This is a genomic window from Luteolibacter sp. Populi, from assembly GCF_040801775.1.
Taxonomy (GTDB): Bacteria; Verrucomicrobiota; Verrucomicrobiia; order Verrucomicrobiales; family Akkermansiaceae; genus Haloferula.
Map to the genome: position 1 here is coordinate 2792349 of NZ_CP161812.1, position 12975 is coordinate 2805323.

Annotated in this window: 10 protein-coding genes; 4 read left to right on the forward strand and 6 right to left on the reverse strand. The window is 62.9% G+C overall.

The annotated features are described in order from the left end of the window. Positions 1-190 precede the first annotated feature (190 nt). The 3 genes from ABWK72_RS11150 (at position 191) to ABWK72_RS11160 (ending at position 4387) form a co-directional block, all read left to right on the forward strand. Complete coding sequence (locus tag ABWK72_RS11150; RefSeq protein WP_367874869.1) at positions 191-1567, forward strand: class II fumarate hydratase; 1377 nt, start codon at positions 191-193, stop codon at positions 1565-1567. Between the two features lie 590 nt (positions 1568-2157). Beyond that, a complete protein-coding gene (locus ABWK72_RS11155; protein WP_367874870.1) occupies positions 2158-3159 on the forward strand; it encodes a hypothetical protein in 1002 nt (333 codons plus the stop codon). A 13-nt stretch (positions 3160-3172) separates the two neighbouring features. Next, positions 3173-4387, forward strand: a complete 1215-nt coding sequence (locus ABWK72_RS11160; RefSeq protein ID WP_367874871.1) for an OmpP1/FadL family transporter — start codon at positions 3173-3175, stop codon at positions 4385-4387. 452 nt (positions 4388-4839) lie between these two features. On the opposite strand, the gene ABWK72_RS11165 is transcribed toward ABWK72_RS11160, so the two are convergent. From ABWK72_RS11165 to ABWK72_RS11185, 5 genes are all read right to left on the reverse strand, one after another. Next, on the reverse strand, positions 4840-5232 hold the full coding sequence (locus ABWK72_RS11165) for a helix-turn-helix domain-containing protein (RefSeq protein ID WP_367874872.1): 393 nt from the start codon (positions 5230-5232) through the stop codon (positions 4840-4842). A gap of 81 nt (positions 5233-5313) precedes the next feature. Then, positions 5314-6360 (reverse strand): response regulator, encoded by a 1047-nt coding sequence (locus tag ABWK72_RS11170; RefSeq protein WP_367874873.1) that lies wholly within the window; start codon positions 6358-6360, stop codon positions 5314-5316. Then, on the reverse strand, positions 6357-9077 hold the full coding sequence (locus ABWK72_RS11175; protein ID WP_367874874.1) for an ATP-binding protein: 2721 nt from the start codon (positions 9075-9077) through the stop codon (positions 6357-6359). Before ABWK72_RS11175 ends, ABWK72_RS11170 begins: the two co-directional genes overlap by 4 nt. Then, entirely contained in the window at positions 9070-10482 is a 1413-nt protein-coding gene (locus ABWK72_RS11180; RefSeq protein WP_367874875.1) for an SAM-dependent methyltransferase, read from the reverse strand. The genes ABWK72_RS11175 and ABWK72_RS11180 overlap by 8 nt, the downstream gene beginning before the upstream one ends. Before the next feature lie 93 nt (positions 10483-10575). Next, complete coding sequence (locus ABWK72_RS11185) at positions 10576-11040, reverse strand: NUDIX domain-containing protein (RefSeq protein WP_367874876.1); 465 nt, start codon at positions 11038-11040, stop codon at positions 10576-10578. A gap of 110 nt (positions 11041-11150) precedes the next feature. On the opposite strand from ABWK72_RS11185, the gene ABWK72_RS11190 reads away from it, so the two are divergent. After that, positions 11151-11726, forward strand: coding sequence for a hypothetical protein (locus tag ABWK72_RS11190; protein WP_367874877.1), 576 nt, complete (start codon positions 11151-11153; stop codon positions 11724-11726). A gap of 279 nt (positions 11727-12005) precedes the next feature. On the opposite strand, the gene ABWK72_RS11195 is transcribed toward ABWK72_RS11190, so the two are convergent. Continuing rightward, a complete protein-coding gene (locus ABWK72_RS11195; RefSeq protein WP_367874878.1) occupies positions 12006-12956 on the reverse strand; it encodes a hypothetical protein in 951 nt (316 codons plus the stop codon). Positions 12957-12975: the final 19 nt, after the last annotated feature.

Below are 12975 nucleotides of genomic sequence, written 5' to 3' on the forward strand. Positions count from 1 at the left end.
TACTTGGGGATGGATCGGACGACGACGGGGAGAACCTGTGGGGGGAATGTCCCTCCAGCAAGTCCTGTCTCCGCCGGTCAGTGCCGTAAAAACCGCCGCGGGGCGGATTTGTGTCTCACTTTTTTGAGCGGAGTTGTTTGAAATGCGGAATCGCCCGTGATTTCGCGGCGGGATCTGGCAGGTTGCGGTGATGAAGGAGACCCGAACCGAGCGTGATTCGATGGGCGAGATGGAGGTTTCGGCGGAGGTGCTTTACGGGGCATCGACGGCGCGGGCGGTGGAGAATTTCCCGATTTCGGGGGTGCCGCTGCCGCCGAAATTCATTCATGCCTACGGGCTGATCAAGGGGGCGGCGGCGGCGACGAATGCCGGGCTGGGCCTGCTGGAGGCGGCGGCGGCAGAGGCGATCGCAGCGGCGGCGGAGGAGATCGCGGGCGGATTGCACGACCGGCATTTCCCGGTGGATATCTATCAGACCGGCTCCGGGACCTCGACGAACATGAACCTGAACGAGGTGATCGCGCACCTCTGCGAAAAGCGAGGAGTGACGGTCCATGCGAATGATCACGTGAATCTGGGGCAGTCCTCGAACGACACTTTTCCGACCGCGATCCATCTCTCCGCGGCGCTGGCGCTGAAGGAGAATCTGATGCCGGTGCTGGAGGCGCTGGCGGCGGCGCTGGAGGCGAAGGCGGAGGAATTCCACGGGGTGCTGAAGATCGGGCGGACGCACCTGATGGATGCGACACCGGTGCGGCTGGGCCAGGAATTCCGCGGCTGGGCACGGCAGGCGACGCTGGCATCGGTGCGAGCGTCGAAGGCGCTGGCGGCGCTGGCCGAGCTGCCGCTGGGCGGGACGGCGGTGGGGACGGGCTTGAACGCGCATCCGGAATTTGCGGCGCGGACGATCCGTAAAATCGCGGAGCGGACGGGGCTGGAGCTGAGAGAAGCTGAGGACCACTTCGAGGCGCAATCGGCGAAGGATGCCTGCGTGGAAGCGCACGGGCAACTGGCGACGATCGCGGTTTCGTTGCACAAAATTGCGTGCGACCTGCGCTTGCTGGGCTCGGGTCCGCGCTGTGGGATCGGAGAGATCAAACTGCCGGCGACACAGCCGGGGTCCTCGATCATGCCGGGGAAGGTGAACCCGGTGATCGCGGAGGCGGTGACGATGGTCGCGGCGCGGGTGGCGGGGAACCAGACGACGCTGAGCTGGTGCGGCGCCGGCGGGTATCTGGAGTTGAATGTTTCGATGCCCTTGATCGCGGCCTGCCTGCTGGAGTCGATCGGGCTGCTGGCAAATGCGGCGGAAGCCCTGCGAACGAAGTGTGTGGAGGGGATCGAGGCGAACGATGAGCGCTGTCGGGAACTGATCGAGTATTCGCTGTCGATGGTGACCTCGCTGGTGCCGGCGATCGGTTATGACAAGGCGGCGGCGATCGCGAAGGAATCGGTGGCGACGGGCCGGACGGTGCGGGAGTTGTGCGGGGAGCGATTGGGGGAGCTGGGGATCAGCGCGGGAGAGCTGGAGGAGGCGCTTGATCCGGGGCGGATGGCTGGTGCGTGAGATCGAACGAGTTTGCTAGTTTTCAGTGTTCAGTTTTCAGGGAAGGCGGAGAAAGGCAGAGTGCCGAGTGATCAGTGATCAGTAATCAGTGATCAGTGGAAAGGCGGAAGACGAAGAATCTCAAATTTCAAATTTCAGATCTGGGATCTGGGATCTGGGATCTGGGAGGCGAACAAAACCGCCCGATTGTCCTGCTCTGCGTTCCTCCGCGACCTTTGCGCCTCTGCGGTTACCATTGCGTTGCGAAAGCTTGCAGGGGCGGCGGGCTGTCGGGGACCACTCGATTGCTCCGGATCTGAAATCAAAGTGCGGGGCTATCTCCGGCTGCGCCTCCGGTTGTGCGGGCCACCTTTCAATCTCCCGAGCGGCACCTACGTAAATCGCGCTGATCGCGTAAGAAAGCGGTGATAACCGGCCAAGCATTACAGGGGTCGTACATGAAAATACAGCGCGAGCCGGAGGCCGGCAGGGAAATGATCCGGAAACTTCTCGACCCCGCGAAAAGGAGCGGAGAATGAACAGGGTGCATATTTTGCAGGGGCAGATTTTTTGATCGCACCGGGAATTCCAAATATATAAGCATAGGTTAAATGTCTGCCCCGCAAGGTCCGAACGACAACTCCGATCCGATCCGGCCTTGGTTCCGTGCCCTGAAGGAATTGGGCGACTGCATCGAGATCCGCTTCGGGCAGATCAAGCCGGGGACGAGCGAGCCGGAATGGCACTTCCTGGAGCACACGGACTACGACGGGATCGGCGGTCTGGCGAAGCTGCTGCGCGAGCGCGGCGGCGAGGTGGGCGACCTGCCGATGATCACGCACCCGGCACCGCTCAACTGGTGGTCCTTTCTGAAAGTCGTGCCGGCGATGATGGGGCCGCGGAGGCGGCTGCAGTGGAAGCCGATGCCGGAGGGTCCACCGCCACCACCACCAAACCAGCCGCCCGCTGCGGTGGCCTGGCACGTCTTCAGCGAAGAGGAGACGCTCAAGATCCGGCAGTCCGCGCGCAATGCGATGGTGACGGTGAACACGATGCTGCTGAAGTATCTGGACCGCTCCGTGCGGCCCTTCCTGATGGACCCGTCGAATGCGGTCCCGTGGATGATCCCGGTGAACCTGCGGGGGAAGGTGGAGCAACCGGCGGACACGGAGAATCACTCGACCTACATCGGGATCCGCATCTTCGCTTCGGAAGGGATGCAGGAGGTGCACCGGCAGATTTACGAGAACCTGGAGAGCGGGCAGCACTGCGGGCACTGGATGGCCTTTACCGCGAGCAAGTTTTCCTCTCCTGCGCTGAAGAAGAAGCTGATCCTGGCGGACCGTGCGACGACGCAGTGGAACCTGGGCGGCTTCTCGAACCTGGGCGTGTGGGATCCGGACAAGCGGATCGATGCGGCGGATTGCCAGGGTGACTGGCTATTCGCGCCGCCGGTGCTGGAGTCGCAAATGATCGGAGCCGGCTGCGTGACCTTCCAAGGCCGGCTGAGCCTGACCCTGCATGTGCACCCGAACCTGACGACGGCGCGCGAAGTACCGGAAGAATTCATGAACCGCTGGGTGCGCGAGGTGGAACTCGGCTTCCCGGTATAACCCCGACAAGCCATTGAACACGACCCTGCGCCCACTTTCCTCCCGCTTGCTTGCGGGCGGCCTTCTCACGATTCTTTCCGCGCCCGCCGCCCATGCCGTCGGCTACCGCTTGCCGAACCAGGATCCGGAGGGGATCGCGCGGGGCAATGCCTTCGCCGCGACCGCGGACAATCCCTCGGCAATCTACTACAACCCGGCGGGGATCACCCAACTGGAAGGGGCGAACTTCAGCGTGGGGGTGTATGCGATCTCGACCGACGTAAACTTCCATTCTCCGGGCGGTGGCTCCGCCAGCACGGAAACGGCGATGCAATACGTGCCGCAGATCTACTACACGTATTCACCTGCGGAATCGGACTTCTCCTTCGGGCTCGGGGTGTATGCACCATATGGCCTGGGGATCGACTACGGACGTAACACGCCCTTCCCGACCGCGGCGCAGGATGCCGAGCTGGCTTATGTCACGGTGAACCCGGTGATCGCGTGGGAGATCGCGCCCTGCTTCTCGATCGCGGCGGGGATCACGCTGAACCGCGGAGACGTGCGGCTGGAGCGGCGGATCGGGCTGGTGCCGAAATTCGATGAATTCCAAGTCGAGGGGAAAGGCTATGCGGCGGGCTTCAACCTGGGTGCGCTGTGGCAGCCGGCGGAGAAGTGGTCGCTGGGCCTGAACTACCGCTCGCCGACGGAGATCGATTTCGAGGGTCGCTCGATCACGGCACCGGTGCCGCCCTTCGGTGGCGGGACGCCGACGGAGGCCTCGCTGCACTTCCCGCAGTACATCGTGGGCGGGATTTCGTTCCGGCCGACGGAGGACTGGAACTTCGAGTTCAACCTGGACTGGACGGACTGGGACCAGGTGAACGACTCGGTCTTCGTGGGGACCTTCGGCGGGAACCAGGTCTTCCCCTTCCGCTACAAGTCGAGCTTCATGTATGAGTTCGGGGTGACGCGGCAGTTGGGTGGCGGCTACTTCGTGAGCACGGGATATATCTATAGCGAGAACTCGGTGCCGGACGAGACCTTCACGCCGCTGAATCCGGATTCGGACCTGCACTTGGGTAGCGTCGGTTTCGGTTACCGCGGGGAGAAGTACGGTTGGGCTGCCGGGTATCACTTCGCCTACAACGGCGGACGGACGGTGACGGGGAATTTGAACCCGACGGTGAACGGGGAGTATGAGACGTTCAACCAGGCGGTGAATATGTCGGTGAGTTACCGGTTTTGATGGGGGGACGGGTGCGAGGCCAGAAGAGCCGCCACGAGGATCGTCGGGCCATCGCCTGACCCTTGTGGCGGACTGAAACTCGATGCTGCAGCGGCGCAGCCGTGCCGGTTAGCCACATTGTATTGGCCTAACGTGTCAGCGCCTGGGAGCGCGGAGGCATTGCCCCGCAGAAGCAGCCGCGGCAGCGTTATACATCGCGTGGCGGAGAGCGCCGTTGCTTGGCTGCCTACCTTTGCGTGTCCACGGCAGCGAGGGACCATTCTCCGGGCCGGGTGGCTCCGAGCTCCCAGGGGAAGAGCCGTCCGCGAGGCATCACTGCGCGGCTTCCGTTCCGGGGACGGGCCGGTGAACCAAGGTATTCCCGTCCTTCGTCCGCCTGAAGGCGGGACTACTTACCCTTGGTGGCGGGCTTGAAGGGACCGTTCTTGGGGCGCGCGACGCGCCCGCTCCTGCTACTCGAGGCGGCGGTCGCGGTCGGCGTCGTGGCGGCGCTGGAAGTCGGTGGGGCTGACTTCGTAGAAGGCTTGGAACTCGCGGCTGAAGTCCTTGGTGGAAGGGAAGCCGAGTTCGGCGGCGGCGGTCTTGATGGGCAGGCCCTCGAGCAGGAGCTGGCGGGCCTGGACCATGCGTTCGCGGCGCAGCCAGTCCTTCGGGCTGATGCCGAGGGACTCGTTGAAGGTGCGGTGGAACTGGCGGTCGGAGAGATTGAAGCGCGCACAGAGCGGGCTAACCTTGAATCCGGTGGCACGGGCCAAGGGGCCCAAGGGCATGGCTTCGGGCTCGCGGGGCCGGATGGCGACCACGCGCCCGTTGCGATAGGCAATTTGAAGTTCAGGACGCTTCATTTGGGTTCCAGAAGAGGATTGGAATGTATCTCGAGGATAGGTCAGTCCACGAGTCCTGAAAACTACCTGAGACTACTCATCCTAGAGAAGTCCTAAAGCGGAGGAAATGAGTAAATCATCATCAAACAGCCAGCGGCCGACATCCGAGCCCGGTGACATTTCCGCCGCAGCGCCGCCGGGGCGGACTTGGATGGCGAGGGAATCCGAGCGGAGACGGGTGACGGAGGCGCCGAGATCGTAGATGCCGAAGAGAGCGGCCAGCGCGGGGATGGCTTCATCGCCGCCCTTGCCGCTGACGCCGAGGAGTCCGGCGAGCAGGCGCGGGAAGGGATCGCTGGCGGCACCGAGGGTGAAGTTGTCGCCATCCTGGGCGAGATCGAGGACCTGGCCGTCCGGGAGGGACTTGGCGAAGGCGGCGACCCGCTCGGCGAGGGAGCTGCCGGAGAAGCCAGCCTTGAGGGTGGTCTCCAGAGCGGAGGCGAGCTTGAGCTGGATCTCGTGGACCTTCCGCCAGGAGTCGATGCCGGCATCCATGGTGCCGATGCGGCCGGTGCCGGCGGCATTCCCGAAGGCGCCGAGGCGGACGAAGGAGGCGACGGCTTCCGCAGCGTGCCGACCGGGCAGGCCGGCGGTCAGCGGGGCGAGCGCGAAGGCGGCGAGGCGGGACGAGTAGATGACATTCGCCAGGGCCTGGAGCTTGGCACCCATGAGTGAATTGCGCTCGCGCTTGACGATGAAGAACTCCATCGCGCGGAGCAGGGTGACTTCGAGTTCGCTGACTTCCCAAGGCTTGGTGATGTAGCGGTAGATGCCGCCCTTGTTGACTGAGCCGATCGCCGCATCGAGGTCCGAGTAGGCGGTGGAGAGGATCTTGACCACATCCGGGTACTGGTCGGAGATCTTGGCGAGGAAGCCGACGCCGGTTTCATTCGGCATGCGCTGGTCGGTGATGATGATGCCGATTTCCGCGGCGTGGGCGCGGAAGACCGAGAGCGCTTCGACACCGTCCGAGGCTTCGAGGATGCGGAAGGTCTCGCCGTAGAGGCGGCGGAAATACTTACGCGTCTTTTCTTCGTCGTCCACGAAGAGAACGGCGTAGCGCTGGTAATCGTAGTTGAGGTCACTCATGGCAAGGTGTCGCTGGGGTCGGAATTTTTAGAGTCTTCTGCATCCCAAAAAGCATCGGGATCGGGAGGTGGAAAGAAGATGGTGAAACAGGTGAATTCGCCGGGGCGGGTATCCACCTCGATGTGGGCGCGGTGGCGGCCGAGGATCTGGTGGCTGATGCTGAGGCCGAGGCCCATGCCCTTACCCACATCCTTCGAGGTAAAGAAGGGATCGTAAATCTTGTTAATGATATCTTTCGGGATGCCGGCACCATTGTCCCAGACGGTGACTTCCCAGCCGCCGGCGGCGGCGCGCAGGCCGATATCGATCTTGCCGGGGTCGCCGGGCTTGTCCTTCTGGCGCTCGTCGATGGCGTCGAAGGCATTCTGGAAGAGGTTCACGAAGACCTGGACCAGTTGGTTGGAATTGCCGGTGATAAGCGCCTTGCCCGGCTTGTTGATCTTGAACTCGACCTTGTCGCCAAGCTGGTGGCTGACGAGGCGGCGGGAACGCTCGACGACCTCGACGAGGTTGGCCTCGCCGCCGACGCGGTTGTCATCGCGGGTGAACTGGCGGAGGTCGGCGACGATCTGGGCGACGCGCTCGACGCCCTCGCTGATATCGCCGACGATTTCCGCGTAGTCGGCGTGCTCGGCCTCGGGCAGGAGGCGCTTGAAGGAATTCAAGGCATGCAGGCCGGCGCGGGCGTAGTTGAGGGGATTGTTGATCTCGTGGATGATGCCGGCGCTCATCTGGCCGAGGCCGGAGAGCTTTTCATTGCGGACCAGCAGGACCTCGTTGTCCTTGAGCTTTTCCATGGCGGCGGCGAGGTCGCGGTTGAGCTCGCCGAGTTCGGTGCGGATGGCGGCCATGGCGAGTTGGTTGCGGAGGCGCAGGACCAGCTCGGTGCCGGAGAAGGGCTTGGTCAGGAAATCGCTGGCACCGGCATCGAGGGCCTGGAGCTTGGTCTGCTCATCGGCGCGCGCGGTGAGCATGATGATCGGCATCTCGCGGGTGGAATGATGCTCGCGGATGGCCTGGCAGACCTGCACGCCGTCCATCTCCGGCATCATGTGGTCGACGAGGGCGAGGACGGGCTGGTGTTGCTTGGCGAGCTCGAAGGCTTCCTTGCCATCGCGGGCCTCGATCACGTCGACATTTTCGAGCTGCATGACGAGGTAGCGGCGCATGTCCGGCTCGTCATCGGCGACGAGCACGAGGGGGCGGATGGAGGAGCCCTTGCGACCGATGCCGCGGTTGAGGACGGCGGCGTCCTTGGAATCCGTGGGGCGTGACACGGAGAGGGCGGCCTTGCGGTGGAGTTCCTCGATGTACTTGCCCGAGGTATTCTCATCGTCCGGATCGTCCATGGCGGCGGTTTCGGCGGGTGCCGCGGCGTCCACCGGGAGATCGACCGTGAAGCGGGTGCCGACGCCGATGGTGCTCTCTGCAACGATGGTGCCGTGCATGGTTTCCACCAAGCTGCTGACGAGGGCGAGGCCGATGCCCGCGCCCTGGAACTTGCGGGTGGAAGAAGAATCGACCTGCCAGAAGCGATCGAAGATCCGATCCAAGCCTTCCGATGAAATGCCGACGCCGGTGTCCGCCACGCTGAGCGAGAGCTGTCTGCCGGAGATCACGGCATCGACATCGATGCGACCTCCGGAGGGGGTGAACTTGATGGCATTGATGGTGAGGTTGAGCAGCACCTTCTCGAGCTTGTCGCGGTCGAGAAGGAGCGCGGTTTCGGCGCCTGTGACCTTCCAGTCGAGGGTTACGCCGTCCTGATCGGCGAGGTGGCGCATCGAGCTCATCAGGCCGTCGAGCAGGTCGGGAAGGCGGGTCGGCTGGAGCCTGAGATCGGCATGGCCGGTGTCGAAGCGCACGAGGTCGAGGAGGTCGTCGATGAGCTTGAGCAGGCGCAGGCCGTTGTGTTCGGACATGGCGAGCATGTCGCGGACCTCCTTTTCGGGGGAGAGCTTGAACTTGTCGGCCAGGCGCTCGGTGAGGCCGATCATGACGGTGAGCGGCGTGCGGAGCTCGTGGCTGATATTGGCGAAGAAGCGGGTCTTCGCCTCGTCGAGCTCGCTCAACTGCTTATTGGTCGCCTCCAGTTGTCCGCGGGCGTCCTCGACCTCCTTGCGCAAGGCGAACTCGCGGAAGCGGAGGCGCTCGTAGAAATAGCTTCCCGCACCGACGAAGACCGCGGTGACGAAGAGGAAGTAGGAGTTGTTGAAGAAGAGGCGGTGGTCAGAATGCCAATCTGAAAGCCCGACGCTGCAAAAATAACAAGTCAGGCAGAGAAGGATCATCACCACCGAGTCCTGGAATGAACTGCGCAGCAAAAGCGAGAGGCCGAGCAGCACGAGATTGAGCCCGGCATAGTATGGCGAATCCCCCCCTTTGGTCAGGGCGATCATCCAGCAGATGCTGACGGTGGGCAGCATGAAAAGAACATGCGCGGTAAGGCGCCGGGACCACTCGCTGGATAACAGGCCGAGCAACCAGAAGATCACGCAGAGCAGCAGCGTGACGATGGCGCGGATGAGCAGGAAGTGCCAAGCCAGCTCCGGGAAGACCATCCAGTCGAGCGAGGTGCCCGCGAGCATGAAGAGCGCGGAGAGCGCGGCGGTGCGGCGGGCATTATCCACGAACACGCCGTGTTCGTAGCGCTTGAAGGCGTGGTTCAGCTCGGCCTCTTCGGTGGCCGTGTAGGGAACTGTGGCGGCGTCAGCCATCGGCCAGTTCGATTTCCAGGAAGAGGTTCACCCCGGTCGCGTCTGCTTTCACTTCCACGCGCTTGGTGGCAAGGCCGGCGGGGACAAGGTCCATCATGTCCTCCTTGCTGCGGTAAATCAGGTTCCACTCCATCAGATATTCCATCCAAGCCTTGCGTGGATTGGTGTCTGCCACGTTGGTGACGACGACGAGGCCGCCCGGGTTGGCGATCGAGCAGAAGAACTCGACCAGGCGCTTGCCGACGCGCTGGGACAGGTAATCGAACAGGCCGGCGCAATAAACCACGTCGTAGCCGCCGAGTTCCGGGTCTCCGCCGGGCTGGACGGCCGCCTTCAGGATCTGGTGGACGGAGCGCGGGATGAAACGCAGCCGGGTATTCCGCCCTTCCGCCATGCGCGCCTTCTCGAGACGCTCGCGGGTATACTCGAGGGTCTCCGGATTGAAATCGAGGAGATCAAACTCCATCCGATCGCTGGAATCGTGCTGACCCAGGAAGCGCAGGACTTCCTCCGCCGGCCCGCAGCCGAGATTGAAGGCGCGCGCCCGGCCGCGGCGACGGTTCGACTCGCGGTCGAGCATCTCCACCAGATAGTCGATCCGGTTGCGATGGGCAACGACCGGCTCGGTATTAAGGATCGCATAGTTGAGCATCTTCGCGAACGACGACGCCCCTTCATACGGATCACGCAGCATCATATTGACCATCTCATAGTCACCCGCGTAGCCGAGCGGCTTCATGTAGGTGCGATAAACGAAGGGAGCACAAAGGACGATCGGGTGCATCTCCCGGCGGATGTATGATTTGTGCGAGGGCACCTCATCTTCGCTAATTTTGTCCGCCACCTCCTCGAAATTTTCCATCGAGGGGATCATCTGCTCGAGGACCCTCTGCTGGACGTTGGTGAAGATCTCGCGCTCCAGGTCATCGCGGCGGCGGGTGGCGGTGGAGCGGATGCCGACGTCGATGCCGCCCATCCAGTGCTGCACGCCGGTAAGGGCGCTCGCCATGTCCGCCACGGCGACCTTGAAGGGGTCCTGCACGTGGTTGGCGGCTCTCCATTCCGACATGAAGGAGGTGAACTGGGCACCGAGATCGGCCTCGCCGGTGACAGCGGAAAGGAAGTCCACCTCCTGCCAGCCATCCTCGAGGTTCGCCTCGCAGACCAGCACCAGGCCGGTATTGAGCAAGTTGCTGACGACAGCCTTGCCCCGGTAGATCAAGCGCCGGTTGGCGAGGATCCGGAAATCCGAAAGCACCTCCGAGAGCTGGAGGATGCTGTAGGGGTTATAGACTTCAAAAACAACCGAGTAGCGGGTCAAACGGAGCAGGTTTGCCTGCACCTCCATTCCTTGGCTGTTACGGCATTTGATGACACTCTGCGACTGGTCGGGAAGAATCTCCATCAGGGAAAGTTTTTCTGAGAGCGCACGACACCCGAAATCGGACATACGAGCAAGCTCTAGTCGCGATCCTGCAATTCTTGCAGGGTTACAATATCACAATAGTACACCGAAAAAGTCCTTCATCACCTGGCGATAAACGTCCCGCTTGAACTCGGGGAGCCAGTCCAGATCGAACTCCTCCGGCATGATCCAACGGTAGGCTCCGAACTCGCGCGCGCGCTGGTGCACGTTCACTTCCGGCGCGCCGTCCCTGAGCAGGCAGTGATAGTAGGTCTGCTCCTGGCCGTGGCAGCCGTGTTTGCGCATCTTCTTCATGCGCACTTCCTCCGGGTAGAGATAACGGTAGCCGGTGCGGTAACCAAGCAATTCATAGTGCTTGGGCAAAAGGCCGATCTCCTCTTGAACCTCGCGGTAAAGTGCTTGTTCGAGCGATTCGCCGTCATCGACGCCGCCCTGGGGGAACTGCCAAGCGCCGGGTACGGACCAGCGCTCGCAGACGAGCAGCTGCCCCTGCGGTTTCACCATCAGCGCGGCGACATTGGGCCGGAAACGAACCACGGGCGAATATCTATGCAATCCCGCGGCTCCGCTCAATCCTTAACTTTCCCGAAATAATGCGGCGAAACTCGCCAAAGGGATGGCGCGTATCCAGAGTTCCACCACACGTCATGAAAACGCCGAAGTTCACGCTGCTCCTCGCCCTGCTCTTCCTCGCCCTCCCTGCCGCCGCGCAGGGGCAGAAGGACAACAACGAGAATGAAGACGACCAGGAGGAGACCCAGAAGGACAACAACTCCACTGCCGAGGAGAGCGAGGGCTCGAAGCGCTTCTGGAGCGCGACCCTGCCGGGCGGGGAATACAGCGTGATGCTGGACAAGATTTCCTCCGTGAGCATCCACGAATACGTGCTGGATACCCAGCTGGTGGTGACCGAAATGGTGATCGATACGAACGGCCGGGCGATCGCACGCTTCTACCATGTGCGCCCGGCGGTGGGTGCCACCGGGGCCGGCACGGTCGACCGTCTCGTGGACCGCGGCAACGATCTGGTGGACCGTGCCGGCCAGCGCGCGAACACGACCGTCCACAATCTCCCGCAGAAGAATTATCCGGCTACCAGCCACGCCGGGATGATCGAGTTCCGCGTGCTGAATCTCAATGATTTGAAGGCGCTATTCAAGAGCGCGGAGGGTTCTTGGCAGTCGAACCAAGGGAAGAAGATCACGCTGAAGGCGATGAAGTGAGGGAAAAGAGCGGGCGAGTTTTTCAAGCGGCGTCATGCCCTACCCCGCTACCCACCACATTCGCCGGTCTGACGCGTGAGCGCCCGGGACCGGGGAGGCTCTGCCCTGTCGCGCGATGGTGGTGGAAAGCGCCGTCGCTTGACTGCTTACCTTTTAAGTGCCAACGGCAGCGAGGGACCACTCTGCGGGCCGGGTGGCTCCGCGCCCCCAGGGGAAGAGCCGTCCGTGAAGCACTGCGGAAATGCGGGTAGAGCAGGCTGCCGCACTCCAGATGGCAGCTCACTCGTCCTTCTTTTCCTTCTTGCTGCCGCCGAAGATGTCGATCACCTCGCCGACGCCTTCGACGACGCCCTTGGCTCCTTCGATGACGGTCTTGCCTTGATCGAGGATCTGTCCGCCTTTTTGCAAGTGGGCTTCGAGATCCTGGCCGATGACCTCCTTGGTGAACTTGAGGACCTTCTCGCCGGTCTCCGGGAGGATCTCGAACATGCGCAGGCCGGCGGCATCGACCAAGCGCTTGCTGAGGTCCTCCTCCGGATGGTCGACGGTGCCAGTGATGTGCAGGTCGGTCCACAGCAGGCCGCGCTCGCCGCGACGGAAGACCTCGGTCTCCGCGCCGGGAATTCGAGCGAGGATTCCCGGGACAAGACCGAGGCGGAAACGGCCGTCGAGGTTCTTCCGTGCATCCACGCGCAGGGTTCCTTCCAGACGCACGAGGCCTTCGCTGGAGAACACGAGATTGCGCAGGGCGAGCGCGCCGTCCTGCCACTCGAAATCGGTTTTACCCTCCTGCAGCGCGATGCGGCGGAAGCGGGTGGTATCGGCGTAGGCCGAGAGCGAATCGAGCAGCGGCAAGGCGGTCAGCACGCCGTCCGCGAGCACGACATTGCCGCTGACCTTCGGGCTCAACTTCGAGCCCTCGACCGTGAAGTCCGCCTTCACCTGGCCGCTGAGGCGTTGCCGCCAGCTCTCCGGGAGGATCTCCGCGCAGGCTACGTCGCGGAGGTTGCCATTGAAGATGTAGCCTTCGCCCTTCACGGACATCTCGCCATCGAGTTCGAGGCTGCCGCTCTCGTAGACTTGGAAGTCGGCGCTGGTGAGATAGAGGGTATCGCCCTGATAGCGGAGGCGGGCGCGGCCGAGATTCATGCGCGGCGCCCAAGCCCACGGCAGCTTGACCGTGCCATCGGTGCCTTCCGCACGGTAGCTGCCCTTGGCGACGTCCGGCATGACTTTCCAACCGGTATTC